Genomic DNA, 26,967 nt, shown 5'->3' with positions numbered 1-26,967 from the left:
AAATGTATGAATACTGATAACCGAAAAGTCGTCCTGATTGGAACTGGAATGGTAGGCATGAGTTATGCCTATGCCCTTTTAAATCAAAATGCTTGTGATGAATTGGTGCTCATCGACGTAGACAAGGAGCGAGCCCGAGGCGAAGCCATGGATTTAAACCACGGTTTGGCTTTTTCCTCCTCCCACATGAAAATCTACGCGGGAGAATATAAAGACTGCGAAAACGCCGACATTGTTGTAATTTGTGCTGGTGTCGCCCAGAAGCCCGGGGAATCCCGCCTTGACCTCCTCACCCGGAACACAGAGGTGTTCCGTTCCATTATCGGCCCTATCACTGAGTCGGGCTTCAACGGAATCTTCCTTGTCGCTACCAATCCGGTGGATATCATGACCCTCATCACCGCCAAACTGTCCGGTTTTAACCCCCGCCGCGTCCTGGGTACCGGCACCGCTCTGGACACCGCCCGCCTACGGTACATGCTGGGCGAATACTTTAACGTCGACCCCCGAAATATGCACGCTTACGTCATCGGCGAGCACGGCGACAGTGAGTTCGTCGCCTGGTCCCAGGCCATGCTCGCTACCAAACCGATTCTTGACCTCTGCGGTGAGACAGGCGGCTGCCGCATCGAAGATATGAAGGATATTGAAGAGCAGGTCCGCACTTCTGCCCAGCGGATCATCAAGGCGAAACGGGCCACCTATTATGGTATCGGCATGGCTATGGTTCGCATCACCAAAGCCATTTTCAGCAATGAAAACAGCGTACTCACCGTCTCTGCCATGCTGCGGGGAGAATATGGAGAAAGCGGTGTCTACGCGGGTGTTCCCTGCATTGTAAATCGTAACGGAATCCAACGAGTGCTCTCCCTTTCCCTCTCTGAAGAAGAAACCTCTAAATTCCATGCATCCTGCCAGACGCTCCACGAGGCTTACGACGAACTGAACCTGGGCCTGTAAATCCAGCTATTTGGGCAAAATAAAATCCCTGTTTTCCGATGGAAAACAGGGATTTTTCTTTTTAAAGTATTTACCCAAATAATTTGCAAAATAAAACAAAAGAGTATATAATGGTAAATAAATATAAATACTTTTCGGCGTATTTCGGTTCTTATTGTATTTTTGAGGAGGACTGTCGCTCATGATGATTCGTCGAGCACGAAATAATCCCAGTCGGATTTTCCTGTCCCTCTTCTGCCTTTCGATACTATTTGTTTCCTTTTTTTCGTTTCCCGTGTCGGCTATCGACAATAAATCCAGCGAAAGCCGACAGCTGATCCGGGTAGGCTATCCGATCCAGAACGGCTTGACAGAAATCGATGAGGACGGACATTACAGCGGCTATACTTATGAATATCTTATGGAAGTGGCCCAATACGCCGGATGGGATTACGAGTTCGTCACAGTTGACGGCACTATCAACGAACAACTCAGCACATTGCTCGATATGCTCATGAACGGCAAAATTGATTTGATGGGCTGCCTCGCTTATAACGAGTCCCTAGGGGAAATGTTCGATTACCCTAGCTCTAATTATGGCACTTCTTACTATAATCTCTCTGTGCTGGACAAAAACGGGAAAATCGACAATACTAATTTTTTCACCTTCAATCCTCTTCGAGTAGGCATTTTCGGAACGCCGGGACAGCAGGCCGAAAGTCTGCAGTTATTGGCGAAAATGAACAATTTTACCGTGGAACAGATCTCTTATTCCACAGAAAAAGATATGGTAACAGCATTAGACAATAACGAAATTGATGCTATTATTTGTGACCGATATTGATCACTTAGAAAATGTCCGCCCCGTGGCTCAAATCAATCCCCGACCCTTCTATTTTGCGACTACCAAAGGGCGCAGCGATATCGTCAACGCCCTGAATTCAGCTCAAGCCAGTATCACGCAGACTGATCCTGCATTTACTGCACTTCTCCATCAAAAGTATTTTGGAGGAAATGAAAAGCTGTTTTTATCAGACACCGAAAAAAGCTATATCGATGCTGCGCCGGTTCTGAAGGCGGTTGCCGCTGGAGGAAACGCTCCCCTCCAATATAAAGATCCAAAAAGTGGGGAGGCCCGCGGTCTCTCGATTGATATTCTCGATTTTATCTCCGCAAAAACAGGGCTGCAGTTTGAACTGACTATTGCTGACACCTTTGAGGAAGTGGAGAGCCTCATACAGTCCGGAGCCGCTGACATCGTCGTCGGCATTACCGACGACGACCGGATTTTTGACAGTCACCCTTTTTTGGTGAGCACTCCTTATATCACCATTCCGCTCAACGCCGTTTTCAACAGCAAGGTAGACCCTTCAGACTTGTCTGGCAAAAAGCTCGCCTCGACTAAAAACCTCACCTACACCGGCCCATATAAGGGCCATGTTTCCTATTTTGAAACAACTGAGGACTGTATCAGGGCGGTGGCATCCGGCAGGATGGACTACACCTATCTTACAAGCTATTCCACTCAGTATTATCAGACCGCTAAAAACTACCGAAATCTTAATGTCATTCCCCAATCCGAGGATTGGTCCCGGACATTCTGTTTCGGTCTCGTTGACAAAAACAACGCTCGGTTGCTGACCATAATGAACAAGGCCATCCAATGCCTGGATAACGATTCTCTGCAGTCGTTTCTTTATGCAAACGCCTATCAGCCAGATCAGATCACTTTTTCCAGTTACGCTGCCGCCAATCCCCAGCAAGTCGCCCTGTTTTTCCTGGTCATTATGATGGCTTTTGTAGTGGTTCTGCTTCTTCTCAATCGGCACAAAGACCGTATGAACCTTCGTGTGCGGGAATTGGAGACCGAGCGCTACCGTCAAGTCAGCGAAATTTCCAATGAATTTTTATTCGAATACGATATACAAAATGACAGGTTGTCCCTGCCGGAAAAAAGTGCTCGTTTTCTCGGGTGGCCCATGGTTACCGAAAATCTTTCTCAGATGAAAATACCAAGCAAGTTTACCATCTTGGAGAAAGGTAAAAAAGGAGGTTCGGAAGAAACCCTGTACACCTTTCCCGACCACTCCTCCCGCTGGATTCGTGTCATTTTTAAGCAGGTGGACGACAACGACGGGCAGCCTATTTATGTCATCGGTAAAATCGTCGACATTCAGGAGGAAAAGACACATCAGGAACAGCTCCAATATAAGGCAGAGCGGGACAGCATGACCGGACTTTACAATGCGGCTACCTGTCGTCAGCACACGGCGGATTATTTGGCTCCTGGCTCCGACCAAAAAGAAGACGGCGGCGCGTTTTTTATTTTAGATGTGGATTATTTCAAAAAAATCAACGACACCTACGGCCATTATAACGGGGATTTAGCTCTCAAGCGGATTGCAGATATTCTCAAAAGAGTCTTCCGTAAAAACGATATTCTAGGCCGATTTGGCGGCGATGAATTTGCCGTGTTCATGAAAGGGGCTGGGCGAGCGGATGTGGCAGAAAAATGTCAGCTGCTGCGTCAAATTATTTCTGAAGCAGAATTCGCGCCCAATACGGGACCATTAACTGCCAGTATCGGCGTAGCGATCGCCGAGCCTAATCAGGATTTTGATGACCTTTACCGGAAAGCTGACCAGGCCCTTTATTTAGTCAAGGAGCGCGGCCGTAACAACTTTCACATATGGAACAAGGAAGACGCCTTATCTTCTGAAGACAATTGAGGATTTTATTATACAAAAAAGCAAGCCGGAATTGGCTTGCTTTTTTATGTTATTTAATTTCCACGTGTTTGCCCAACCGTACCTGGTATTCATAAATCAGTACCCGGTCCACAAAGGGAGAGACCGCCTCTACCTGGCGTTTCACCCTTTCTTCTGGAGCTGCCAAAAGAGGGCTGTCGTAAACTGGACCTTCAAAGGAAAACGCCTCTATATCTGCCCAAAGTTTACTGCGTCCCGCTTTGTCGTGCGCCCTTTTCAATCCTTCATAAACTCCTGCCAACTCTTCCACCTGGCAACGCTGCACCCCTACTTCATCCTGATAAGCGATAAAATCGCAGTCAAGGTTTTCCAGCTGAGATACGTACTCGTCGTCGGTGCAGATGAGACGGGTCCCATATGGCGCCACCAGCATTTTATAATCCTTGCTCAGCTTGTGCATCTGTGCGGAATACCGGTTGATGTAATCCATAAATTCGTCGGTCATCTTGCCGTCAATACCGGCCTCGTCCGGAAGATACCACCCATACAGGCTTTTGTGATGTCCGTACTGCTCACAAATCTGTTCCATGGCCCGGAAGGCGCGTTTTTCCACCTCCAAGCTCTGGCGGTTCTTTAATGGATAATTCCAGTCGTCGTAGTATCCGCAGGACATGAAAACTTTCATCTCCTGGGCCTCTGCCTCAGAAAGAAGGACGCCAATAGGGTCGGCGCAGTTGAGATCCGCCTTTGGATAAATATCGGTGTCAAAATAGGCCCTAAAATCCAGCGCCGTCGCCAGTAAAACGAGAACCTCCATTCCCTCTGCTTTCATATCCCGGATGAGCTGCCGCCATTGGCCGTCGTCCATCTTTTTGAGCAAAGGATTCCAGTAAGTTCCTTCGATTTTGCTGTGATGCTGAAACTCGAACCAAGTTCCTGTGACTGGCTTTGTCATATGATCTGCCGCCTTTCTTTTATCAACGCTTTTACCCAATGTAACAGACATCAATATCGTTGTCAAGAATCAAAAGTTCTCCCTCCATTTTTATGTAAAAACAGCTTTTTTGAAAGAAACATTATTTCTTCAAAAAAGCTGTCCAAATTTATAGGAAAAAGCTGATTCCAATTAAATATATCTGATACTTATGAAATATGGCTGAAAATTTACTCCCCGTCATCCATATTTTCCCAGTTATGCCAGATATTTTGGACATCGTCGTTGTCCTCCAGCCGTTCCAGCAAAAGGCCCATCTTTTTAATGCTGTCCTCTTCCTCCAGTGTGACGTAGGTGTCGGGAACCATCTGCACCTCGGCAGTGGCAAAGGTATAGCCCTTGCCCTCCAGATATTCCCGGACGGTGCTAAAATCTGCAGGGTCAGTGGTGATTTCAACAGCGCCATCTTCCATGGAAAAGTCCTCGGCTCCAGCCTCCATCACATCTTCCATCACCTTATCTTCATTCAGTTCCCCGTCCTCGTTATCCAAAACAATGACGCCTTTTTCGTTAAAGCCGAAGGAAACGCATCCGGTAGTACCCATATTCCCGCCAAACTTATCAAAGGTATGACGCACTTCGCCAGCGGTGCGGTTTCGGTTGTCGGTGAGGCACTCAACGATAACCGCAACACCATTGGGGCCGTATCCTTCATAAGTGATGTTTTCGTAGTTATTTTTGTCTCCATCGCCCATAGCTTTTTTAATGATACGCTCGATATTATCGTTAGGAACGTTATTTGCTTTCGCCTTAGCGATGAGATCGCGGAGTTTTCCATTAACGTTTGGGTCACCGCCGCCCTGCTTTACACATACCGCCATTTCACGGCCAATCTTGGTAAAAATCTTGGCTTTCTGGCCGTCAGTTTTCTCCTTTTTCCGTTTAATATTACTCCATTTAGAATGTCCAGACATACTCATTTTCCTTTCTTTCGCAATTGGGCGCGGCCCAACAATTTTTATTATATATCCCGGGCCAAACCCGAGTATCCTTCAGTAAAAAAAAATTCAAAAATTCGGAAAGTATATATTTTTGCTAATTACAGATACTATTATCGTAAAGTGAGGTGAAAATCATGTCTAACAACAATAACAACAGCAGAAATCAGAACAACAACCAGTCTCAGAACAACAATAACAACAACCAGTCTCAGAACAGACAGAACAACAACCAGTCTCAGAATAAACAAAACAACAACCAGAGCCAGAACAGAAGAAACGAAGAGGATTGTTTCTAACTATAATGAAACAATTGTCTTGGGGAGCGGGCAGTGTTTGCTGTCCGCTTTTTTGTTGTTAAAATAAGTTTTTCACCCAGTAACCAAAATTATCCCATAGGAAATAATAGAGATACAGCAAATTTTATAACAGATCAAATAACCCGCTGATAGCCGAAATTTTCGGATATTCCGTCTCGTGGGTCACATCAGGCCGCACAGTAATCATAACCGGCTGGATACCCGCTCGGCGCGCCCCGTGGAGATTGTCGATAAAATCATCTACAAACAATGTATTTTCCGGCGCAATTCCCAAGGCCTTAATGGCATGGTTATACATTTTGGGGTCAGGTTTGGTCACTCCAAGATTGCAGCTATAGGTATAACTGTCAAAGCATTCATAAACCCCCAGATATTCCAGAATGCGCCGAATAGACGGCCAGGTGTCAGAAATTACCCCTAGAGAAAAACGCTTTGAAAGTTCCCTCACTGTGTCTTTTGTGTCCTCAAATGGAATATAGTTTTCCATATTGAACACCTTATCCTGGGCAATAGCTTCGATTTGATCGTCCTTCCATGAAAGCTCCGGCAACATCTCGGCCAGCATCCGGTAATAGACGCGGAACTGCTTTAGTTCTTCCTCTTCAGTAAAAATCAGGTGATTTTCGTCCATATAGGCCTTGCAAGTTTGGAAAGCCTCTTTTCGCTTCTCCACATCAATGGAATTGAAAACGTCCCATCCGGTGTATGTAAGGGCTTTTATAGGAATCACCCAGCTCCCAGTGGCCGGTCGGCACAGTGTCCACCCAACATCCAAAAAAATGCCCTTGATGTTTTGCAGCTTTTGCATTCAAACACCTCTTTTCCAACACGCCTGCAAGATATCTCATACCTTACTATGATACCAAAATCATCGTCCGCTGTCAATTGGTTTGAAGCCCTCTCCAGCCACTTCCGAGGCATCAGAAACGATCATAAAGGCATTCGGATCAATCTCGTGAACCAGCTTTTTGACCTTATGGTATTCGTTATTCCGCAGAGCGCACATTAGCACCTGCTTTTGCTGACCAGTGTAAGCCCCTTCTCCGTCCAGCAGGGTAGCTCCCCGCCCGAGGTTTCGGATAATTCCGTCGGAAATGTCCTCATAATGGGGCGAAAAGATATAGACCAGCTTTCCCCTATCACCGCCATAGACCACCATGTCAATGAGCTGGGAGGAAATAAATATAACGATAATTGCATACAAGGCAGACTCAATAGAACGGAAAACAAAAATTGAAAAAGCGATGACGACAAGATCGGTAAGCATAGTAGCTCGCCCCAAAGGGATGTGGGGAAACCGACGATTCAAAAGCTTGTTGACGATATCCATGCCTCCGGTGGAACCGGCCCGCAGAAAAACAAGCCCCAGTCCGATACCCATGAGTACGCCGCCAAACAGGCAGGCCAGTAGTTTTTCACCCTGGTATGGCTTGACGAAGGTAAAAATATAATCGTAAAATACAGTAAAACTCACGACGGACAGCAATGTTTTCCAGATAAATTCCTTTCCCAGAAAGCGCCAGCCTATAAGAAGCAGCGGCACGTTGATGGCAGCGTTGACCACACCGACAGGAAGCCCAGAAACGAAATTGATTAGTATTGATATGCCGCTGACGCCGCCGGGAGCCACATTGCTGGGGGTGATGAAATAGTAAAGCCCCAAGGAGTAAGCCGCCGTACCAAACAGGATCAGTACAACATCCACCAAAATTTCCCACAAATTATATTTTTTCACTGCAGCCGCGCCCTCTTTCTTTACAACAGGTCCACCCTGTCTCCAAAAATCAGATAAGAGCTGATTTTAGTCCTGCATATGGTTACAAATGGCCTCAAAAAGCTCCCTTACCCTGTTAGTATCCCCTTTTACATGTAAAAATCCAAACAAAGTTTCAAGCCCTGTGGCCGCCCGGTATTCCGCGGGATCAGCGTTTTTGGGAACATTGTTGTGGGTATTTCTCCCCCGCTTATAGACAGCGGCCTCTTCCTCGGTCAGAAAGGGCATCAATACCTGCACGGCTTGTGCCTGAGCAGCGGCGCAAACCATCTTTACCGCTTGCTTGTGAAGCTTGTTCACCGGAGCGTTTCCTTTTTGGATCAACCGCTCCCGCACCATCAGCTCAAACACCGCATCCCCCAAAAATGCCAAAGTAAGCGGACTCATTTGTTTTGCATTTGTAATGTTTTCGATTTCTAACGTAACAGTTCCTCCCGTCGTCATCTTTTATTGTCTCCAGAAAAATGTACGGCCGTACCGCCCTTTCAGGACAGCGCGGCCGCTTTCAGCTTACAAAATATAATTAAACTGGAATCCGAACAGGTCCACGGTGTCATCCTGTTGAATTCCCATTTCTTCCAGCTTGTCAATAATGCCGCTCTCCCGCAGCACCCGCTGAAAATACTGAAGTGATTCGTAATCGTCCATGTTGACGCTCTGCATAATCTGTTCCATGAACGGTGCATCCACATAATAAACACCGTCGCTGCCCTTTTCGATGGTAAATTGACGGGTGCTTTCCGACTGTAACACTGGGTCAGGTTTAACAAAAGTCGGTTCGTAAATCTTGACGGGCGGGAGATCCTGTAATTTCGCCCAAACCGCGTTCACAAGTTCCCTCGTTCCTTCGGTAGTGGCAGCACTGATGCGGAAAAAAGGAAGCCCCTGCTTTTTCACATAACTTTCAAAAGTCGCTATTTGCTCTTCACTCGCCATATCGCACTTGTTTGCGGCAACCAATTGAGGCCGAGACGCCAGTCCCTCGTCAAAGTTTTGGAGCTCGTAGTTAATTTTCTCAAAATCCTCTATAGGGTCACGGCTCTCTGAACCGGAAACATCTACCACATGAACAATGAGACGGCAGCGATCCACATGGCGCAAAAAATCGTGCCCCAGGCCCACTCCCTCGCTTGCGCCTTCCACCAGGCCTGGAATATCCGCCATGACAAAGGTGTCGTCCATTCCCACCTGCACCACACCCAGCACAGGAGCCAACGTGGTAAAATGGTAATTGGCGATTTTGGGTTTTGCCGCGCTCACCACTGAGATAAGAGTGGATTTTCCAACGTTCGGAAATCCCACCAGTCCCACGTCAGCGATAAGCTTCAGCTCTAAATTGAGCCAGTACATCTCTCCCGGGACCCCCGGTTTGGCAAAGCGCGGGATCTGCCGGGTCGACGTGGCGAAATGCTGGTTTCCTGCGCCACCTTTTCCGCCCAGCGCCAGCACCACCGGCTCATAGTCGGACATATCCGCCATAATTTCGCCGCTTTCAGCGTCGCGAATAATGGTTCCCAGCGGCACTTTTACAATAAGATCCTTGCCGCTTTTTCCACTGCACCGCTTACCAGAACCATTTTGTCCATCTTCGGCTACGTATTTCTTTTTATAACGGAAATCGATAAGGGTATTCAGGTGCTTGTCCACCTGAAATACCACATTTCCGCCTTTTCCGCCGTCCCCGCCGTCCGGCCCGCCAGCGTTCACATATTTCTCCCGATGGAAGGATACAGCACCATTACCGCCGCTTCCTGCCTTGACGAGAATTTTTGCCCGATCAATAAACATATTGCACTCCCTCCGGCCAATGGCCTCACGAAACCGAGTGTGTGGAGGAGCTCTGTAGCCCCTTCCTTTCAAATAGCGGAAAAAATAAAACTGTCCATTCGATTTCCCGCTAATGAGCGGTTTCCTTTGAAAAAATCCGCTGATAAAACGGCCTCTTTCAAAGAAAATTGCTCTGATTTTTTAGGGTTTTCTGCATTGAGCCGGCTTTATCGTCATCCCGCTTCGAGAACGGCAAACAAAAATTTTAAACCTTCCCCAAAGTCGGTTTAAAATTTTTGTGCCGATTATCTCTCGGCAAAATTACGATTCCCGCCTTCTTAAAAAAAATTCCAGTACATCAAAAAAACCCCAAGCGCATGGCTCGGGGTTTTCGTCGAAATTACTGAGCGGTATAGACGCTGACTTTTTTGCGATCACGGCCGACACGCTCAAACTTCACTTTTCCGTCAACCAATGCGAAAAGTGTATCGTCGCTGCCGATTCCAACGTTTTCACCGGGGTGAATGTGGGTTCCGCGCTGACGAACCAAGATGTTGCCAGCCAGTACGAACTGTCCGTCCGCACGTTTGACACCGAGGCGTTTGGACTCAGAATCACGGCCGTTCTTAGTAGAACCAACACCTTTTTTATGGGCAAAGAACTGCATGCTTAATTTCAACATAACTTACACCTCCATACAGGAAATATGAATTGTACCCGGATAGTCTTCGCACAAAAGCTCCAAATGGAGTTTCAACGCCTTGAAAAAAGCGTTTGTCTCTCTGCTGGGACCATCCTTCAATGAGAGCTTCACCAGATTTTCTTTCACCTTAATATCTGCCCGTTCAGACAAAATCTCGGTAATTCCGTTCACGGTGAGTTGTACGGCGGAACTGACCGAGGCACAGACGATGTCTCTTCCATGCTGGTCAAACCCCGCATGTCCGGAAACCGCAAACCCCGTGTAGGCGCCGTTTTCGCGGAAAAACTCAGCTTCAATCATCGGACTTAAGCTTTAATGGATTCAATTCTTACCTGAGTGTAAGGTTGTCTGTGACCCATTTTACGCTTTTCACTTTTCTTCGGTTTGTAAGTAAATACGGTGATTTTCTTACCTTTTCCGTTTTTCAGGAGGGTAGCTTCCACAGTTGCGCCGTCCACATAGGGAGCGCCGACTTTCGCGCCGTTATCGTCAGCAACGAGGACGATTTTATCGAAAGTTACTTTGGATTCCGCTTCGCCTTCGATTTTCTCGATGAATACAACGTCGCCTTCCTGAACGCGGTACTGCTTTCCACCTGTTTCCATAATAGCGTACATCACAAGGCACCTGCCTTTTCTCTAATCTCGCTGTAACTAAGGCGCGAAGATTGACCTCCGACTTACTGCCCAGAACATGCGGCTAAGATATTATACCATAGGGGAACGGGCTTGTCAAATGTTTTTTATTCGGTTTTTCTCAGAAAAAAAGATGGAATATAAGAGAAAGCAAAAAAACCAAAAGCAAAACAGCAAGAACGAAAACATTGAGCAAAACTACGCCAAATCCTACTATGGTAAAAAAGCGTTCGAACTTTTCTTTCATAGAATCTCCTCTATCTTTCTGGACTTTTAAAATCAAAACAGATCACCCTGTATTGCCGAAACAATTATAATTATAAAACATAGAATCAAAAAAGCAACAAGACTAATCCCTTTAATTTTATACATATCCCGGATTATGTCCTTCTTTACCTCATCTTTAAAGATAATATCCAGGATATCATCTAAAATTGGGATCCTTTTCTTCATCTTCTAATATACCTCCGTTATGTCTTTCATTGCAATATCAATCAACAAGTTTAATTCATCTGTCAAAAATTCACGTCGTAAACCATCGACTATAATTTCTGTTTTGCTAATTGGTTTAATGTCAGGATTGGCTCTGTAGTCATTTTTTTAGCCCATATTGATGAAACTACAAATGTGCCATCTCGTTTATAAAAGGAATTCCTATGATTATCCATCCCATAATCAATAATTTCAATTTCCACATCTCCCGCTTCCAATACATATTTTACTCTTTCTTTCCCCTCTAAAGAAGTCAAAAAACTTAAGGTGTCTAAAACTTTTGCCACAGGAAGCATTAGCAATTTCGCCTTTTCCATAATATAAGTCGCTACAGGATCACTTTCAGCATTTGGACCGGTCTCTCCCGCACTTATAATGTGAGCCATGAGATATATGCTGTTTTGCTCAAACCCCTCTCTATTGACGTACACCCCCGTGTTATACCGGTCGAAATACTCTGTCTTACGTCGGATTTTGACCACCTCGTAGGCCAATCTTTCCATCACTGGCTCGTTGCGCTGCTGTTCATAATAGAGATACTCGTTGCTCAGCGCCTTCACCAAGGCAAGGTCGTCCCCGCTCAGCACCTCGTAATCCCGGTCGAGCATTAAGCCGTCCACATTGACCACATCGGTGATGGCCGACTTGAACAAGCTGTCGAACCCCCTCGAGATGAGCTTTGTCATATCGTCCGACACCAGCTGGAGCTTATTGATGTTTTCCACCGACAGATACTGCCCGTTAGCGAACAAATCGTCAGAAACGGGCTTGTCAAATGTTTTTTCGGGGATTTGGTGAAAATTCATCCTCTATTGTCCCGTGAAGTAAAAATATACGCCCATTAACAACACAACCATAAGGAGAATCAATTTTATACACATATCGTTTTTTATGATCTGCCGAATGAGTCCTAGCTTGTCGTCAAACTCTTCCTCAAACTCATCCAATTTACCGGGTCTTTAATAAATCTGCCAAAAAAGTCTTGAATTGATTTTTTCATTCTATAACACACCTTTATATACTGCAATAATTAAGGCTATTATAATAGCAATTACTCCAATGATTAACTGAATACCATCCCTTTGAAGTCCACTTTTTATTACTTCTTTTTTTCGTCATCTTCAAAGATTTTATCTAAAATTTTCTCAAAAAAGTTTTTCACTATCCATCTCCTAAACCTCCAAAAATGCTCACAAGGAGTTAATTCAAAAAAACCACCTGCATATTGATACGATAAGAAAAACAATAAGTACAAATACAAAAAGAACCCCAATAAAAAACCAAAGCAACCCGACATTCGCTAACATGTTTTTAAATTTATCACATTTCACAGTTTCCCTTTCCCCTCTCAGCTTTTACGAAAAAGCATTAGTAGCCAAAAGAATAAGTAATACAGCCGCACCGATGAGAAGTTGTAGCCCCAACCCAATCCAACGTTTTTTAAAAAATTGCTTTTTATATTCGTCTTTAAAAATGTGATCTAAAAGCGCATCTATCACAGGTTTTTTCTCTTTCATGTATGATCTCCTTTTACTGTAAAAAAAGATTGGCAGGAAATGGAACCCAATTGTCTTTCATTATTGTACTCCCATCTTTTGGAATAATGTCAGGGTTAACTAAAACCGTTTCTTCTTCGTCTTCGCTTCCTTTTTTCTTCTCAGTTACCACCGCACAAATAAAATTACCATCTCTTTTATAAAATGATTTTTTAATCTCATTGCTTCCATAAGAAATACTAAAATAAATATCGCCTTCTTGTAATACATATTTTACCCTTTGGTCGGGTTCCATGTCTAACCCTGTTCCCGCTACAGAAAGAAACAGGCCAACCCCTGATCCCAAAAGTAGGCTCGCTATTCCCATTAATACATCCATTCCTGGATTTTCTCCTCCTTCAAGGCCTATCTCGCCATAACTCATTCCCCGTATGGAAACCGAATACTGTAAGTTCTCTTCATACCCCTCTTTATTGAGATACACCCCCGTATTATACCGGTCGAAATACTCTGTCTTACGTCGGATTTTGACCACCTCGTAGGCCAATCTTTCCATCACTGGCTCGTTGCGCTGCTGTTCATAATAGAGATACTCGTTGCTCAGCGCCTTCACCAAGGCAAGGTCGTCCCCGCTCAGCACCTCGTAATCCCGGTCGAGCATTAAGCCGTCCACATTGACCACATCGGTAATAGCCGACTTGAACAAGCTGTCGAACCCCCTCGAGATGAGCTTTGTCATATCGTCCGACACCAGCTGGAGCTTATTGATGTTTTCCACCGACAGATACTGCCCGTTTGCGAACAAATCGTCGGAAATGGTATCGCAGATGCCGCGCAAAGCGTATTTGATGTTTTCCGCGTATTCATAAGTCCCGCCTTTAGGTAAATCACTCATGGAAATATCGGCAATACCCGTTTTTAACAATAAATTAAAAATATAGTTTTTGCTGCAAAGAGTGCAATTGCATTTCCCTTTAAAATGGTCGGGGCGGTTTTGGTATTCCAGCAACAGGAGGACATCGTCGTAAAAGTCCTTGCTTTCCTCCCTATACAACCCTTTGATAAAAGAGAGCTTCTCCTCGTCTCCCGACAGATTCCGTAACCCATAGTCCCGCGCCTTTTTCAGCATGTTTTCGACATCGGACTGCCACATGTACCCCTCTTTTTGAATTTGCGCTACCGCCTCAAAAATCTCCCGCCTATCCGCTTGAGATTTAGGACGAGTGCTGTAGTCCCGCAGTTCCAGAAGAGAGAGACAGGAATCTGCCGTTGAGGTACTTTTCCTCATAAAGGAGCAAATTCCCGAAAGGCCCTCTACAAAATCTATTGTTTCCTGCCGGTCGTCGCTTGGAAAATAGCCGAGTACCTGCGCATTGTTTTTGAGATCCTGATGTATTTCCTCCAAAACAGAAATAACACGATCCGCAAACCCGCTCAGCTGATCCCAATAATGATGATCTCTAGGGTCGGTAAAAATCCATTTGAACATCGAGTTTTTGTTGAGTTCTTCAAAATAGGCGGCCGTCCCGACCACCAATCCGTTCTTGCCAATGCGTTCTGTTGACATCAGTATAACTTCCTTTCTTGTTCTTGTAAAGCAAATTCTGTCGAATGCTGCCGGGAGAATAAGCGTATTTCCCGTTGCGCAACTTTTTAAGCGTACTTATCCTCTGTACCAAAACGGCCAATTTTGATATACAGCAGCATAATACACGTGTATTCTGTATTTATCATATTCAATTTAATCCAAAATGTCAATAGGTTTGCTCAAAATATTTTGCATAGAGCAACATTTAGCGGCGTATCATCGCTTTTTCCTCAGAATCCCGCTCCCCCGCAGCTTCCATCGTAAAGCGGCAAAAAACAGCACAGAGAAAAGCCGCACGTGCCCGGCACATGCGGCTTTTCTCATTTAGAAGGATGTACCTACTGTTATTCCATAAATAATTCTCTCTCAAGGATTTCAGCGGCCAACCGCACCAATTCCCCGCAGGGCCGCTTTTTGTAGTAGCTTTCGGTCCGTTCCGAGGGAGTCGGTTCCTCTTTCTTGACCGACAAGCCCAAGAGCTCCCGGCAGACGATGCTGCCGTTTTCCTTTTCGAACGCCCCAGCCAGTTTTTGGACAAGAGCGTAAAGCTCCTTTTTTCGGGCGTTGTCAGTGGGATCCGTGTAGCCCTTCACAGCGCTTGCAACGAACACCATTCCCGACACCGCGCCGCAGACCTCTCGAAGCCGTCCTATACCGCCGCCGAAACCGGACGACAGCTGTGCCGCCATCTCACGGCTGAGCCCCAACACATCCGCATAGGCCACCGCAATGGACTGACAGCAGTTATAACCTGATTTAAAGTTTTCATAAGCCTGTTCCGGCCTTGTCACAACCGATTCCTCCCGTCAAAAAGGGCAGCGGGCATGGCCCGCTGCCCTTTTAACATCCAATTTTGCATTTAGTGAAACTCTGCGTCTATTTGAGCAGCTCCTCCACCACATCGGCTGCATGCTCCATCCAGTCGCCCTCGAACAGCTCGATAACGCCCTGGTCGCAGTTTTTCGCAAGCTGCGGGTCGATGGGCAGCTTAGCCAAAACGGGCAAACCGTATTTCGCAGCCGTCTCATCGATATGGCTTTCACCGAACACATTGATTTTCTTGCCGCAGTCGGGGCAGGAAGCATAGCTCATGTTCTCGATAAGGCCCAGAATGGGGATGTTCATCTGCTTAGCCATGTTGACCGCCTTTTCAACGATCATCGAAACCAGCTCCTGGGGCGAAGCGACCACAATAATGCCGTCCAGGGGAATCGACTGGAACACCGTCAAGGGCACATCGCCGGTTCCGGGAGGCATGTCCACGAACATAAAATCTACGTCGTTCCAGATAACATCAGTCCAGAACTGCTTGACGGTTCCCGCGATAATGGGGCCGCGCCAGACGACGGGAGTCGTCTCGTTTTCCAAAAGCAGGTTCACCGACATCATCTCGATACCGGTTTTGGTTTCCACCGGGAAGATGCCGCCCATGCCGTCGCCCATGGCCTTTTCCTTGATTCCAAAGGATTTTGGAATGCTGGGGCCGGTGATGTCGGCGTCCAGAATAGCGGTACGGAACTCCCGTCTACGCATGATGACCGCCAGCATAGAGGTGACCATCGACTTGCCGACACCGCCTTTGCCACTGACTACACCGATTACTTTTTTGATGTGACTCAGTTCATGGGGTTTTTCCAGCAAATCTGCCGGAGAGGATTGTCTGGAAGCGCAGTCGGCGCCGCAGGAGTTGCAGTCATGAGAACAGGATTCGCTCATTCTCTATCCATTCCTTTCTGATTTTCGCCTGAATCCAGGCCCTTGATATGCACGGCAAAAAATTTTGGTGCCGCATGGTGAAAAATTTCCATGCAAGAAAAAACCGGAGGAATCTCCGGTTGTCATAAACGTTTCACTGCCTTTTATTATAATGCCCTTACTCTGGAAAGTCAATACATGGGCCAGAAAAAGAGACGTTTTTTGTATAATTAAAGAAGTTTGAACATTTCTACATGAGGGCAGTATTCATCCAGATACTCATTTGCGGTTTTTTGATATCCCTGCTTTACGTAAAATTCCGCCACCCGGCACTGGGCACTGATGACGATTTTTTTGCCGCCCAGTTCCCGTACTTTTGTTTCCAAAACCTCCATAATTTGGGAACCCATACCAGTTCCCCTGTAGGCTTTCCGGACAGCGATGCGTCCCGCATGCCACACACCATCCCCTTCGGTAAAGAGTCGGGCGCAGGCTACCGCACTGCTGTTTTCATAGCAAATCAAATGCCAGCAGTTGTCGTCAATGGAATCAAATTCCCCCTGAAAGCCTTGCTCTTCAATAAAAACCTCTTTCCGAATGGAAAAGGCGTCGTTAACAGCCTTATCAGGTTTCCGCATCCATATCATCGTGTTCATGACTTCACCTTTCTCTCACCTCAGTGCACTCTGCTTTTTCCTTTTTTTCTCTTCATACATTCGTTGGTCGGCCAGCGCTATCAGGCATTCTGCATCCCGTCCGTCGCCGGGAAATGCGCTGCAGCCGGCGCTGACGCCTCTAAAAGCCATACTGTTGTGGTCCCATTTCTGTACCCGAACCTGTCTCACAAAACCAGCCACGCTGCCGCCGGTGTACAGGCAGACAAACTCGTCACCAGAAATACGATACAGCGTGCCGTTGCAGTTGAGAATATCCTTCGCTGCTTTAGAAAACTCAATCAAATATTCGTCGCCCTTCAGATGTCCGAACTGGTCATTAATACCCTTAAAATCATCCAAATCCATAAAGACAAGCGAAAACGGGCAGTTTAACTCCATGAGCTTTTCTATGTCGGTAAGAAGGCTCTCTCTGTTTTTCAGTCCGGTCAACCCGTCCACATATACAATCCGTTCCAGTTTCTCAATGTCATCGAAACTTTGGACCACCATACTAAGAAACCAATAGCTTAGTACTGCATCAAAAACCAGTGCCACCAAGCTCAGTACTGCTAAAATGTGACGTTCCCGATATATGTAGGAAATGTTTATGAGCAGAAAGGTTCCAAACCATGCTAAGCTGACTAACTGTAAGTATTTATTTGCCCTTTCTGGGATATATTTTAATACGAACACCAATTTGCTTTTGACAAAATCCCGGAATACTTTCAGCGAAAAAATATAAAGCAAAGTTTGCATGCAAAGGACCGTCTGAACAAATGGAAATTGTTTTAGAGCATAGGCCAGCTGCACCGAAAAGGAAAAGGCAAACATGGTGTATATCCAGGAAGAGCAGATGATGGATAATAGCTGGTGCATTTTCTCATCATACAAAAAGTATAAGGGAATAAGGTACAAAAAACCTATAATGGTAAATAGACCGTTCCCGTTTCCAAAGGAGCTGCTCCTGGATATAAGGGCATATGTCCCGCCAACAACGACTAAAGTATAAGCTAAAAGCACTCCTAAAATCTTTGGCAGGGAATACTTGGATTTAGCGCAGTAATGTACGGTGCTCAAATTGACCAAAAGCATCTCGAACACCACACAGAGGTTCAAAATCGTCGCCATCACAATCTCCCTCTCATTTCCAAAGCAACTGGACAAACAAACAGAATTCTGGAAAGCTTCATACAATACCATCATTCATTATAGTATACTTTCGTATACTTGACAACCAGCCAGATTCCTCCAAATAGAAAAACCGCCGCAAAGGAACTCTCTGCGGCGGTTTTTGTTAAAAATCAATTGATAGAATATGGGGATTATCCTTAAAAAGTCCCAATAATTCAGCTGCTTCATACTCCTTGGGAAATTTGGCGTAAATTTTCGCGTCGATTCCCTTTCCCGGCGTTTTTTTCACTTTAATGTTTAGAATCTCGATCTGATTCTCTGACAAAGCGCTCTGCAGATAGTCGATGGCCTCGGAGCTGTCATCCAACGACACGTTAAACTGCTCTGCCACTGGCATTTTAGTACGAAACCATTTGCGGTGCAAAACAATTTGCGTAAGGATAATCATCAGCGTTCCGGCAACGCCGACAATATACATTCCGGAGCCCACCGCCATGCCGACGCCCGCAGTAGCCCAGATTCCAGCGGCCGTCGTCAGGCCGCTGACGCTCTGCCGCCGCACAAAAATCATGCCGGCGCCGAGAAAGCCGACACCGGAGACGATCTGTGCCGCCACGCGGGAAGGGTCCAGCTTAATTGCCTCGCTGACCACGTCAAAAAAGCCGTACTTCGATACCATCATGGTAAGAGCTGCGCCCAGTGCCACAATTAGATGAGTACGGATTCCAGCTTCTTTCAGACGGTTTTTGCGCTCATAACCGATGCCGGCTCCGCAGGCGGCTGCTAAGAGCATCCGCAGGATGTACTCGCCTTGTGTCAATAAAAATTCTTGCATGTTTTTCCCTCGTTTCTTTAGATTCACCGTTTGAACCCTTGAAAAAAAGAGGACAGGGAGCGGGAAAACCGGGCACACCAAGGATGTTCCCCAGCCATTCTCATCATCTCCCTGACTGTAACGGAATCGTATGTTGTTTTCACTGGCCCCGTACCGCTTCAGCGGGCCGACGGAGTATGAAAGGCACAGATAAAATACAAAGACGCTGCTGCTCGAAATACTTTCCAACAAAAACGAAATCTTTACATGAATTTTACACAGCCTTTACATAGATGACATCATACCACTTCTGGACATTCATTGTCAAGTTCTGGTTCCCCATGAAAAGAAGGAAGCTCCCGGTCTGCAAGCCGCTCCATTTCGCAGTAAACACGTTCCCGCAAGTTACGCACTGTAGCCCGAATGTCAAACTTCTCGTCTGTTTGCTGATCCTTAGCTGTTGCAATCTTCCGGGGATAGACAGGCTCTCCCACATTGAGAATCAAACATGGTTTTTGCTTGAACAACCGGAAAATGCCCTTAGGTTTCTCCTGGGTGATATAACAGGGCAGTACTGGCACGCCTGCCTTCACAGCTGTTTTGAATGCACCGTCTTTAAAGGGGCGCAGATAATCACAGTACAGCTTTAGCTCCCCTTCCGGGTAGATAATGACAAGCTTGCCCTTTTGCGCTGCGTCGGCCGCATCTTCCACAAACCGGCGCAAAGCGCCGATCTTTTGAGGGATTGCCACGCCCCCCAGCCATTTTATAAGGTGTTTGGCCACAGGAATTTGAAAATTCTGTTCCAATGTACAGAATATGGGCCGCCGCGGTACACTGAGGATACCCAGAAAAGTGCAGTCTAAATAGTGGATGTGGTTACAAGCAATCACCGCCCCGGTGTCCTCAATATCCCGTAAATGCTCCCATCCCCGTACCCGGAAGCCTAAAAACAGCACGTCGACTATAGTTAAAATCGGAATTGCGATTAGATAATGCAAAAGGGTAGTTAAAATTCGATAAATCAAATTTTTCTTCTTTAGAATACTATTCATAAGTCAATACCTGGAAACACGGTGTTTTTCCCGATAATCCCGAATGACGTCCAAAAACATCTCTTCCGCCTTTTTGACCGAAGCGGAAATTCGATAAGAGTCTCCCTGCTTTGCGTATTCCTGTTCCATCCTTGCTTTTTCTTCCGGATGGCTCAACCAATAGTCGATTTTCGCCGCTAAATCCTTTGCATCGTCCGGGCGAAACAGACTCCGTTCATCCAAAGCGAACTGGACGGTAGCAGACATGTCTGAATCGCAGATCACCGGCACCAGCCCGCAAGAAAACGCCTCCAGGCAGGATATGGCCTCAATTTCCACCACCGAAGCGTGGACATACAGATCACAGCGTCTGATGAGAGAGATCAGTTCCCTTTTGGAATAAAAGGCGAAAGTAGGCGGATGAGGAAGTATTTTTCCCTGCTCGATTAGTTTTTCACGGCAGGGCCCTTTTCCGGCAAAATGCAGCTGGATCCGGTCAGCATACTGGGATTTTGCGACCGCGTCGATGAGAATTCGCTGGCGCTTTTCCGGCGACAGCCGCCCCACCATCAGAATGTGAATGAGGCCGTCGTCAAAACGTTCCCGCACTTCACCGGGACAAAAATCGTCGTCCACACCATTGCTGATGACATGTAGCTTGGCCGTATACCCATTTTTGGCCAGCTGATTGGCAATGAAATAGGACGGGCAGTGGATGTGGTCGAAATTGCGGTAAAATACCCGGTTGAAGAACCGGTAGATGCTCCGTGCAAGCCACTGGGCCTTGCTCACATGAAGGATAAAAGTAACATTTTCCGGCTGAAGGTGAAATGCTCCACAGATGGGAATGTCCATTTTTTTCGCCACTTTAAGCGCCTTGTGATCCATAAATAGAGGCACGAGGAAATGTACTACGTCTGCGCCCTGAAAGGCCCTCTCAAAAGTGGTTACGTCAGCTTTTGCAAAGGCAAACCCCTGCTTGTGAGCAATTTTTGTTGCTACTGGAAGCTGTGCTTCATTGAGGGCGTAAGGGTTTTCCTCCTTGTCCCCTATGGCCACAGCCCGTACTTCATGCCCGTTTTCCCGCAGGCTTTGAGCAAACCGGTAGGCAGTCATGGTGGTGCCGTTCGTCAGGTTATCAAAAACGTCCACGACCAGTACAATGGTCATAATGTTCCATTCCTTTCCAATTTATGTCCAATTACCGCCATTTATGACGGCTTTGCTTCTATTTACAATCAAAACCATTTTTTCCGTTTAAAATAGAGAATACAGATTATTACCACTCCGATACTGAAAGCGATAATTACAGGATATCCTCCTGCCCAGCGGTATTCCGGCATATCGAAGTTCATGCCATACCACCCCGCAATCAGCGTCAGAGGCAGAAACACAGCCGCCAGCACAGTAAAGAGCTTCATCGTCTGATTGAGGCTGATGTCTACCTCGGCCTGGTAGGCCTCCCGCACCTGGGTTACGTAGTCGAGCAGATGAAGTACTTCCTGGTAGAGTCTTTCGGCCCGACCATATGGAATTTGCAGAGACTTAATCCCCCGGAGTGACAATAGGCTGTTTTCGTTGAGCATGAGGCGCTCAAAAACGTCCGTTACCCTTTCGTAATGCCGTTTTAAGCTCATAAGCCGCTTGCGGAGACGCAAAATCTTTTTGGTATAGTCTTTTTGCCTCTTATCCAGCAGCACGTCATCTTCCAGCTGTTCGACGCCCGCTTCCAATTGTGCAAGATAAGCCGCATCCTCAGAAAGGATTCCTTCGAAAAGACCGGAAAGGATTTTTTCCGCTGTCAGGTTCTGCCGGGGCGCCGTAAGCTCCATTTGAACCATTTCCATCAGGTGTTCGGTATCGCAGAAAATCAAAATTCCCTGTCCCGTCACAAAGATGGTAATTCCGCTGCTTTTTCCCTCTTTCAGGCGATGATCAGGGAGGTTCAGGCGGACCGTATCCAGGTTTTCGTAACTTTCAAACCGGGTTGAAGGGTTTTTTAAAACCATTTCTGCCGTTTTGAGCGGTGCCAGATTTTCGGGGAAAGCCTCCCCTGTCCGGCAGAGGCAGACGCATTTTCCCTTCTCCGGAAAGGAATCCGCTTTCTTCAGTATCCCGTTTTCCAGCAAAAACAGCATCTTTACTCCTCCCCGCGTCATTGTCACTTCCGCTGACACTTGATAAACCAGGTTCTTTTCAGGCAGCTATGAACGGATTTTTACCTGTCCATTGTAGCACGATTGAAAAGGAGAATCAATGCCCTCCCCCTTTCATCCGGTGAATATTTACAAACTTTGCCTCTACATACCCGCCACTTTTTACAAACGAGGCGTTGACAGAATATTTTTGCTGTGGTAGACTAAAGAAAATTAAACAAACGATGAGTAATTTGAGTCGCGTTAGAATAAAAGTACCAAAGGGTACTTTTATTTGGCGCGGCTTTTTTGCGCGCATATGCGATTATGGAGATAGCGCGCTCCTGTATCTCCTGTTAAAAGAAGGGTTGGCGAAATCATGATTTATGATGCAGCAGTCATCGGTGCCGGCGTGGTCGGCGCATTGATCGGCCGGGAACTAACTAAGTACAAACTCTCGGTCTGTATCTTGGAAAAAGAAAACGACGTGGCCATGGGAAGCTCCCGGGCAAACAGCGCTATTGTCCACGCCGGGTTCGACGCCGAATCCGGCACACTGAAGGCGAAGTTAAACGTCCGCGGTTCCCAGATGATGGAGAAGTTAGCTCAAGATTTGGGCGTCTCCTACCGAAGAAATGGCTCTTTGGTTATAGGATTCGACGAAAATGATATGGACACCATTCGTGTGCTCTATGAGAGGGGCCTGAAAAATGGGGTGGAAGGTCTTGAAATCGTCGGAAAAGAGCGTCTCAAAGAGCTGGAGCCCCAGCTTTCTGACCAGGTGGTCGGCGCCCTTCACGCCCCTACTGGCGCTATCATCTGCCCCTACGACCTGACCATTTCCGCAGTGGGCAATGCTATGGACAACGGCGCTGAGCTGAGGCTCAATTTTACAGCGGAAAAAATTGAATGGACAGGTGAGTACTACCGCATAACCTCAGACGGCGACATGGTAGAGGCCCGGTATCTCATTGATGCGGCAGGGCTTTACGCCGACGAAGTAGCAAAGCTTGCCAGGGAGGATAGCTTTGCCATCCGTCCCCGCCGGGGTGAATACCTGCTTCTCGACAAAGAATGCGGCTGGTTTTCCGAGCACACCGTTTTCCGCACTCCTACCAAAATGGGTAAGGGTATCCTCATTACTCCTACGGTTGACGGAAACCTGCTTTTAGGTCCCACGTCAGAAAATATTGACGACAAGGAGGATACCGAAGTCACCGCCGCCGGCATCCAGAAAATTATCGGTGAGGCGCTGGGCGATATGCCTAAAGTACCGTACCGGAAGGTTATCACCTCCTTCTGCGGCCTTCGCGCCACTGCCGAAGGCGGCGACTTTATCATCCGGCCCGCCAAAGGGAATCCGCACTTTATTTTAGCCGCTGGTATCGACTCTCCCGGCCTCAGTTCTGCCCCGGCCATCGCTGAATACGTGGCGGAGCTTTTAAAAGATGCGGGACTTTCGATGGAGCCAAACCCCAAATTCATTCCCGTGCGGGAGTCCACTCACTGGTTTCGGAAGCTCTCAAATTCCGAGAAAAATAAAGTCATCGAAAACGACCCCAAATTCGGACGGGTCATCTGCCGCTGCGAGACTGTCACCGAAGGGGAAATCATCGATGCCATCCGCCGGAACCCGCAAGCTACCACTCTGGACGCAGTCAAACGCCGCACCCGAAGCGGCATGGGACGCTGCCAGGGAGGCTTCTGCTCCCCCTACATTGTAGAAATTCTCTCCCGGGAACTGGACATTCCTTTTGAAGAAGTGACGAAATCCGGGAAAGGCTCCTATCTTAACGTAGGGAAAACCAAGTAGTGAGCACATAAGAAGAAGGGATATGGATTTAAATGAAACAGATCGATCTTTTAATTGTAGGCGGTGGCCCCGCAGGGCTTGCGGCGGCGGTCAGCGCCTACGAGCAGGGTATTAGGGATATTCTCATTTTGGATAGAGGCGACTGCCTGGGCGGCATTTTGCAGCAGTGTATCCACAACGGCTTCGGCCTCCACAAGTTTAAAGAGGAGCTGACCGGACCTGAGTACTCCTACAAATACGAGCAAAAAATCGAAGAGCTGGGGATTTGTTACCGCCTGCATACCATGGTTGTAGACATCACAAAGGAACGAGTCGTCACCGCCATTAACGAGCAGGACGGAGTTTTTCAGATAAAGGCCAGGGCAGTTATTTTAGCCATGGGCTGCCGGGAACGGAGCCGCGGGGCCTTAAATATCGCAGGCACCCGCCCGGCAGGCATCTACACCGCCGGAACCGCCCAGCGTTACGTCAACATCAAGGGTTATCTCCCCGGCAAAAAAGTGGTGATTTTAGGTTCCGGCGACATTGGGCTCATCATGGCACGGCGGATGACACTGGAAGGGGCTAAGGTGCAGGCAGTCTGCGAGCTGCTCCCCTATTCTGGCGGGCTCACCAGAAATATCGTCCAGTGCTTAAATGACTTTGATATTCCCTTGAAGCTCTCCCACACCATCACCGAGATTCACGGTAAGGATCGGGTCACCGGTGTCACTGTCTGCGCGGTAGATGAGCACCGCAATCCCATCCCTGAAACCGCCGAGTACATCCAGTGCGACACGGTGCTGCTTTCGGTGGGTCTCATTCCGGAAAACGAGCTGAGCAAATCCGCTAGTGTCGATTTGGATCCCGTCACTAATGGTGCCGTGGTCAACGAATACAGGGAAACGAATATCCCCGGCATTTTCGCCTGCGGCAACGTTCTACATGTCCACGATTTAGTAGACTTTGTTTCCGAGGAGGCGGAGCTTGCCGGAATTGGCGCCGCCCGATTTATCCAATACGGGGAAACAGACGGATCCGCTTCTGAAATTTCGGTCAAAGCAGAAGGCGGCGTCCGATACGTGGTTCCGCAAAAGCTCAGCAGCAAAAATGCACCTATAAAACTCTTTTTTCGTGTTGCAAACGTATATAAAAACGCTATAATAGAAGTAAAAGACGGAGACATTGTTCTGCTTTCCCGCAAAAAGCAAAAAGTCGCCCCTGGAGAGATGGAAAACCTTGTTCTCTCTCCGGAACTTTTGCAGAAAATTCACAGTCAGGTGACCGTGACCCTGACGGAACAGGCGTAAAGGAGTGTGAATGATATGGAACAGAAAAAACTCACTTGTATCGTTTGCCCCATGGGATGTTCCCTGACTGTTACATTAGACGAAGGCAAAGTACAGTCGGTTTCCGGAAATACTTGCCCCCGGGGAGCTAAATACGGGGAAGAAGAATGTATCCATCCCACCCGTACCCTGACCACTACTATGAAGGTGGAGGGCCATGACATGGTATCGGTAAAATCCTCCTCTCCCCTGCCTAAAGAGCATTTATTCGAATATATGAAGTTTATCAACAACGTGCTGTTAAAAGCTCCCGTCCATATTGGCGACATAGTTATCAGAGATGTCGGCGGCACCGGCGTGGATATTGTCGCTACAAAATCGGTTTTCTAAGCTCTTGCAACACAGTAAGGCTGATTTTTGGCAGAGTGATAAGAGAAAGGCTGGAACGCAGTATGATTCAAATTTATGCCCACCGTGGTGCAAATCTAGAACGCCCTGAAAACACCATGGCAGCATTCAAACGGGCAAGAGAACTGGGTGCCGACGGCATTGAATTCGACGTTTATCTTTTGATCAAGGACGGCTCATTGGTTATCCATCACGACGTGAACATGGGCCGCTGCGAGGACGCTCAAGGCCGTATTACCGAGTTTGACGGCAAATCCATCCGCGCCTTCAGCGTGGGGGAAAAATTCTCCCCAAAGTACAAGGACGAAAAAGTGCCCTTCCTCAGCGAGCTTTTGGATGATGTCCGAGAAAACCCCATCTTCCTCAACTGCGAGGTGGAGTCCTTAGTCGAAACCAAAGATCATGTCGCGGTTCCCGTCATGGAAATGCTGGAGCAGTATCAAATGGCAGATAAGTGCATCGTTTCCTGTTTTAATGAGGACGTCTTAGACGAAATCAAGGATAAATACCCTCATTTCAAAGTGGGCTGGCTGTTTGACGCCGACGACAGCGACAAAAAACGGCTGGATTACTGCATTGAGCACCGCTTTGACGCCATCCATCCAAATTATATCTATGTCACACCGGAATACGTCCAATATGCTCATGATCACGGCGTTCACGTCAACGTATGGACCCCGGACAGCGAAGAGGACATCCGTCGTATGCGGGCCTGTGGAGTCGATGCCATCATCACAAATGACGTTCTTACCGCACAAAGTGTTTTAGCGGAATAATCCTGGAAAAGCCAGTCGATTTAAGCGGCCGCTTTCGCGGTGGCATGACATTTGGCTTATCTTCATTTGTCACTCCCATGCATTTTAGGCAGGGTTTTGTCATCTGAGGTCAGCATAAAAAACGCGGCAGTGACCGCACCCATTGAGAAAGGTCGTAGAGGAAATGACAAAAATCCACGCACACCGCGGCGCAAGTGCAGAGCGCCCCGAAAACACCATGGCCGCTTTCAAACGCGCCAAAGAGATGGACGCATATGGTATTGAAATGGATGTCCATCTGCTAAACGACGGCACTCTAGCCGTTCATCATGATACGGATTTGGGCCGCTGTGACAATGCGACAGGCCGTATTACTTCCTTTGATTACAACACTATTCGCAGCTTCAGCGTGGGGGAAAAATTTTCCCCTGAGTACAAAGACGAAAGAATTCCTTATTTTACCGAACTGTTGGAATTCCTTCAGAAAAATCCTATCTTTTTAAACTGTGAGATCAAAGCTCTTGAAGAAAATGTAGATCATATCGCTGTCCCGGTTACGCAAATGCTGGAAGCGTATCACATGTCGGACAAATGCATTATCTCCTGTTTCCACGCCAGCGTACTGAACGAAATCAAGGAAAAATTTCCGCAATATAAAGTTGGCTGGCTCACCGATGCCAAGATGGAAAATCTAGAGTACTGTATTGAGCATCATTTTGAGGCGGTCCACCCCTATTATGAGGAAATCACTCCCGAATACGTCAAGTACGCTCACGACCACAATATCATGGTCAACGTCTGGACAGTGGACAACGAAAATGACATTCAGCGCATGAAAGACTGCGGCGTCGATATCGTCATCTCAAATGATGTTGCCACCGCGCAGAGAGTCTTGGGGAAATAA

29 protein-coding genes are annotated in these 26,967 nt (G+C 47.1%); 9 read left to right on the top strand and 20 right to left on the bottom strand.

Features of this window, described 5'->3' with window-relative positions; all coding sequences use genetic code 11:
• Window positions 1–6: 6 nt before the first annotated feature.
• The 3 genes from H8710_RS02975 to H8710_RS02965 all read left to right on the top strand — a co-directional run bounded on the left by H8710_RS02975 (window position 7) and on the right by H8710_RS02965 (window position 3,668).
• Complete coding sequence (locus H8710_RS02975; RefSeq protein WP_249293917.1) at window positions 7–960, top strand: L-lactate dehydrogenase; 954 nt, start codon at window positions 7–9, stop codon at window positions 958–960.
• A gap of 181 nt (window positions 961–1,141) precedes the next feature.
• Complete coding sequence (locus tag H8710_RS02970) at window positions 1,142–1,783, top strand: substrate-binding periplasmic protein (protein ID WP_249293916.1); 642 nt, start codon at window positions 1,142–1,144, stop codon at window positions 1,781–1,783.
• Window positions 1,784–1,805: 22 nt separating this feature from the next.
• A complete protein-coding gene (locus H8710_RS02965; RefSeq protein WP_249293915.1) occupies window positions 1,806–3,668 on the top strand; it encodes a diguanylate cyclase in 1,863 nt (620 codons plus the stop codon).
• 49 nt (window positions 3,669–3,717) lie between these two features.
• Here H8710_RS02965 and H8710_RS02960 read toward each other — a convergent pair whose 3' ends face one another.
• Window positions 3,718–4,602, bottom strand: coding sequence for a DUF4434 domain-containing protein (locus H8710_RS02960; protein ID WP_249293914.1), 885 nt, complete (start codon window positions 4,600–4,602; stop codon window positions 3,718–3,720).
• A 209-nt stretch (window positions 4,603–4,811) separates the two neighbouring features.
• Window positions 4,812–5,555, bottom strand: coding sequence for a YebC/PmpR family DNA-binding transcriptional regulator (locus H8710_RS02955; protein WP_249293913.1), 744 nt, complete (start codon window positions 5,553–5,555; stop codon window positions 4,812–4,814).
• A 161-nt stretch (window positions 5,556–5,716) separates the two neighbouring features.
• Here H8710_RS02955 and H8710_RS02950 point away from each other — a divergent pair, with 161 nt between their 5' ends.
• Complete coding sequence (locus H8710_RS02950; protein ID WP_249293912.1) at window positions 5,717–5,878, top strand: hypothetical protein; 162 nt, start codon at window positions 5,717–5,719, stop codon at window positions 5,876–5,878.
• Window positions 5,879–6,002: 124 nt separating this feature from the next.
• Here H8710_RS02950 and H8710_RS02945 read toward each other — a convergent pair whose 3' ends face one another.
• The 18 genes from H8710_RS02945 to H8710_RS02860 form a co-directional block, all read right to left on the bottom strand.
• A complete protein-coding gene (locus H8710_RS02945; RefSeq protein ID WP_249293911.1) occupies window positions 6,003–6,707 on the bottom strand; it encodes an HAD family hydrolase in 705 nt (234 codons plus the stop codon).
• 60 nt (window positions 6,708–6,767) lie between these two features.
• Window positions 6,768–7,634 (bottom strand): YitT family protein, encoded by an 867-nt coding sequence (locus H8710_RS02940; RefSeq protein ID WP_249293910.1) that lies wholly within the window; start codon window positions 7,632–7,634, stop codon window positions 6,768–6,770.
• Window positions 7,635–7,700: 66 nt separating this feature from the next.
• On the bottom strand, window positions 7,701–8,117 hold the full coding sequence (locus H8710_RS02935) for a Mini-ribonuclease 3 (RefSeq protein WP_249293909.1): 417 nt from the start codon (window positions 8,115–8,117) through the stop codon (window positions 7,701–7,703).
• Window positions 8,118–8,183: 66 nt separating this feature from the next.
• Window positions 8,184–9,461, bottom strand: coding sequence for a GTPase ObgE (gene obgE / locus H8710_RS02930; RefSeq protein WP_249293908.1), 1,278 nt, complete (start codon window positions 9,459–9,461; stop codon window positions 8,184–8,186).
• 379 nt (window positions 9,462–9,840) lie between these two features.
• Window positions 9,841–10,122, bottom strand: a complete 282-nt coding sequence (gene rpmA / locus H8710_RS02925) for a 50S ribosomal protein L27 (protein WP_249293907.1) — start codon at window positions 10,120–10,122, stop codon at window positions 9,841–9,843.
• Window positions 10,123–10,125: 3 nt separating this feature from the next.
• On the bottom strand, window positions 10,126–10,443 hold the full coding sequence (locus H8710_RS02920) for a ribosomal-processing cysteine protease Prp (RefSeq protein ID WP_249293906.1): 318 nt from the start codon (window positions 10,441–10,443) through the stop codon (window positions 10,126–10,128).
• Window positions 10,444–10,448: 5 nt separating this feature from the next.
• Window positions 10,449–10,760: a 50S ribosomal protein L21 gene (gene rplU, locus H8710_RS02915; RefSeq protein ID WP_249294697.1), complete on the bottom strand. Its 312-nt coding sequence runs from the start codon at window positions 10,758–10,760 to the stop codon at window positions 10,449–10,451.
• 560 nt (window positions 10,761–11,320) lie between these two features.
• Window positions 11,321–12,076, bottom strand: coding sequence for a hypothetical protein (locus tag H8710_RS02910; RefSeq protein ID WP_249293905.1), 756 nt, complete (start codon window positions 12,074–12,076; stop codon window positions 11,321–11,323).
• 549 nt (window positions 12,077–12,625) lie between these two features.
• Window positions 12,626–12,787 carry a hypothetical protein gene (locus H8710_RS02905; protein ID WP_249293904.1) on the bottom strand — a complete coding sequence of 54 codons (162 nt, stop codon included), beginning with the start codon at window positions 12,785–12,787 and terminating at the stop codon, window positions 12,626–12,628.
• Window positions 12,788–12,800: 13 nt separating this feature from the next.
• A complete protein-coding gene (locus H8710_RS02900) occupies window positions 12,801–14,333 on the bottom strand; it encodes a hypothetical protein (protein ID WP_249293903.1) in 1,533 nt (510 codons plus the stop codon).
• Between the two features lie 365 nt (window positions 14,334–14,698).
• Window positions 14,699–15,145, bottom strand: coding sequence for a C-GCAxxG-C-C family protein (locus H8710_RS02895; protein WP_249293902.1), 447 nt, complete (start codon window positions 15,143–15,145; stop codon window positions 14,699–14,701).
• Between the two features lie 85 nt (window positions 15,146–15,230).
• Window positions 15,231–16,070, bottom strand: coding sequence for an Mrp/NBP35 family ATP-binding protein (locus H8710_RS02890; protein WP_249293901.1), 840 nt, complete (start codon window positions 16,068–16,070; stop codon window positions 15,231–15,233).
• Between the two features lie 209 nt (window positions 16,071–16,279).
• Window positions 16,280–16,705, bottom strand: coding sequence for a GNAT family N-acetyltransferase (locus H8710_RS02885; RefSeq protein WP_249293900.1), 426 nt, complete (start codon window positions 16,703–16,705; stop codon window positions 16,280–16,282).
• Between the two features lie 15 nt (window positions 16,706–16,720).
• Window positions 16,721–17,833 carry a GGDEF domain-containing protein gene (locus tag H8710_RS02880; RefSeq protein WP_249293899.1) on the bottom strand — a complete coding sequence of 371 codons (1,113 nt, stop codon included), beginning with the start codon at window positions 17,831–17,833 and terminating at the stop codon, window positions 16,721–16,723.
• Window positions 17,834–17,999: 166 nt separating this feature from the next.
• A complete protein-coding gene (locus H8710_RS02875; protein WP_249293898.1) occupies window positions 18,000–18,671 on the bottom strand; it encodes an MgtC/SapB family protein in 672 nt (223 codons plus the stop codon).
• 278 nt (window positions 18,672–18,949) lie between these two features.
• Window positions 18,950–19,678: a lysophospholipid acyltransferase family protein gene (locus tag H8710_RS02870; RefSeq protein WP_249293897.1), complete on the bottom strand. Its 729-nt coding sequence runs from the start codon at window positions 19,676–19,678 to the stop codon at window positions 18,950–18,952.
• Between the two features lie 30 nt (window positions 19,679–19,708).
• Window positions 19,709–20,854, bottom strand: a complete 1,146-nt coding sequence (locus H8710_RS02865) for a glycosyltransferase (protein WP_249293896.1) — start codon at window positions 20,852–20,854, stop codon at window positions 19,709–19,711.
• Window positions 20,855–20,922: 68 nt separating this feature from the next.
• Window positions 20,923–21,822, bottom strand: coding sequence for a magnesium transporter CorA family protein (locus tag H8710_RS02860; protein ID WP_249293895.1), 900 nt, complete (start codon window positions 21,820–21,822; stop codon window positions 20,923–20,925).
• Between the two features lie 376 nt (window positions 21,823–22,198).
• On the opposite strand from H8710_RS02860, the gene H8710_RS02855 reads away from it, so the two are divergent.
• The 5 genes from H8710_RS02855 (at window position 22,199) to H8710_RS02835 (ending at window position 26,967) form a co-directional block, all read left to right on the top strand.
• On the top strand, window positions 22,199–23,632 hold the full coding sequence (locus H8710_RS02855) for an NAD(P)/FAD-dependent oxidoreductase (RefSeq protein ID WP_249293894.1): 1,434 nt from the start codon (window positions 22,199–22,201) through the stop codon (window positions 23,630–23,632).
• Window positions 23,633–23,664: 32 nt separating this feature from the next.
• A complete protein-coding gene (locus H8710_RS02850) occupies window positions 23,665–24,921 on the top strand; it encodes an NAD(P)/FAD-dependent oxidoreductase (RefSeq protein WP_249293893.1) in 1,257 nt (418 codons plus the stop codon).
• A 15-nt stretch (window positions 24,922–24,936) separates the two neighbouring features.
• A complete protein-coding gene (locus H8710_RS02845; protein ID WP_249293892.1) occupies window positions 24,937–25,290 on the top strand; it encodes a DUF1667 domain-containing protein in 354 nt (117 codons plus the stop codon).
• A 62-nt stretch (window positions 25,291–25,352) separates the two neighbouring features.
• On the top strand, window positions 25,353–26,084 hold the full coding sequence (locus tag H8710_RS02840) for a glycerophosphodiester phosphodiesterase (protein WP_249293891.1): 732 nt from the start codon (window positions 25,353–25,355) through the stop codon (window positions 26,082–26,084).
• A 163-nt stretch (window positions 26,085–26,247) separates the two neighbouring features.
• Window positions 26,248–26,967 (top strand): glycerophosphodiester phosphodiesterase, encoded by a 720-nt coding sequence (locus tag H8710_RS02835; RefSeq protein ID WP_249293890.1) that lies wholly within the window; start codon window positions 26,248–26,250, stop codon window positions 26,965–26,967.

The sequence above is a fragment of the Fumia xinanensis genome, from assembly GCF_014384905.1.
In the GTDB taxonomy this organism is placed as follows: Bacteria; Bacillota; Clostridia; order Oscillospirales; family Ruminococcaceae; genus Fumia; species Fumia xinanensis.
This window is presented reverse-complemented; position numbering and strand designations above follow the sequence as displayed.

Coding starts and splice junctions, on each gene's coding strand:
- H8710_RS02920 (WP_249293906.1), bottom strand. CDS start 10,443: ATGATTGAAGCTGAGTTTTTCCGCGAAAACGGCGCCTACACGGGGTTT.
- H8710_RS02860 (WP_249293895.1), bottom strand. CDS start 21,822: ATGCTGTTTTTGCTGGAAAACGGGATACTGAAGAAAGCGGATTCCTTT.
- H8710_RS02850 (WP_249293893.1), top strand. CDS start 23,665: ATGAAACAGATCGATCTTTTAATTGTAGGCGGTGGCCCCGCAGGGCTT.
- H8710_RS02970 (WP_249293916.1), top strand. CDS start 1,142: ATGATGATTCGTCGAGCACGAAATAATCCCAGTCGGATTTTCCTGTCC.
- H8710_RS02845 (WP_249293892.1), top strand. CDS start 24,937: ATGGAACAGAAAAAACTCACTTGTATCGTTTGCCCCATGGGATGTTCC.
- H8710_RS02975 (WP_249293917.1), top strand. CDS start 7: ATGAATACTGATAACCGAAAAGTCGTCCTGATTGGAACTGGAATGGTA.
- H8710_RS02880 (WP_249293899.1), bottom strand. CDS start 17,833: ATGGCGACGATTTTGAACCTCTGTGTGGTGTTCGAGATGCTTTTGGTC.
- H8710_RS02890 (WP_249293901.1), bottom strand. CDS start 16,070: ATGAGCGAATCCTGTTCTCATGACTGCAACTCCTGCGGCGCCGACTGC.
- H8710_RS02950 (WP_249293912.1), top strand. CDS start 5,717: ATGTCTAACAACAATAACAACAGCAGAAATCAGAACAACAACCAGTCT.
- rpmA (WP_249293907.1), bottom strand. CDS start 10,122: ATGTTGAAATTAAGCATGCAGTTCTTTGCCCATAAAAAAGGTGTTGGT.
- H8710_RS02905 (WP_249293904.1), bottom strand. CDS start 12,787: ATGAAAGAGAAAAAACCTGTGATAGATGCGCTTTTAGATCACATTTTT.
- H8710_RS02885 (WP_249293900.1), bottom strand. CDS start 16,705: ATGAACACGATGATATGGATGCGGAAACCTGATAAGGCTGTTAACGAC.
- H8710_RS02945 (WP_249293911.1), bottom strand. CDS start 6,707: ATGCAAAAGCTGCAAAACATCAAGGGCATTTTTTTGGATGTTGGGTGG.
- H8710_RS02910 (WP_249293905.1), bottom strand. CDS start 12,076: ATGAATTTTCACCAAATCCCCGAAAAAACATTTGACAAGCCCGTTTCT.
- H8710_RS02835 (WP_249293890.1), top strand. CDS start 26,248: ATGACAAAAATCCACGCACACCGCGGCGCAAGTGCAGAGCGCCCCGAA.
- H8710_RS02955 (WP_249293913.1), bottom strand. CDS start 5,555: ATGTCTGGACATTCTAAATGGAGTAATATTAAACGGAAAAAGGAGAAA.
- rplU (WP_249294697.1), bottom strand. CDS start 10,760: ATGTACGCTATTATGGAAACAGGTGGAAAGCAGTACCGCGTTCAGGAA.
- obgE (WP_249293908.1), bottom strand. CDS start 9,461: ATGTTTATTGATCGGGCAAAAATTCTCGTCAAGGCAGGAAGCGGCGGT.
- H8710_RS02900 (WP_249293903.1), bottom strand. CDS start 14,333: ATGTCAACAGAACGCATTGGCAAGAACGGATTGGTGGTCGGGACGGCC.
- H8710_RS02855 (WP_249293894.1), top strand. CDS start 22,199: ATGATTTATGATGCAGCAGTCATCGGTGCCGGCGTGGTCGGCGCATTG.
- H8710_RS02875 (WP_249293898.1), bottom strand. CDS start 18,671: ATGCAAGAATTTTTATTGACACAAGGCGAGTACATCCTGCGGATGCTC.
- H8710_RS02840 (WP_249293891.1), top strand. CDS start 25,353: ATGATTCAAATTTATGCCCACCGTGGTGCAAATCTAGAACGCCCTGAA.
- H8710_RS02865 (WP_249293896.1), bottom strand. CDS start 20,854: ATGACCATTGTACTGGTCGTGGACGTTTTTGATAACCTGACGAACGGC.
- H8710_RS02935 (WP_249293909.1), bottom strand. CDS start 8,117: ATGACGACGGGAGGAACTGTTACGTTAGAAATCGAAAACATTACAAAT.
- H8710_RS02960 (WP_249293914.1), bottom strand. CDS start 4,602: ATGACAAAGCCAGTCACAGGAACTTGGTTCGAGTTTCAGCATCACAGC.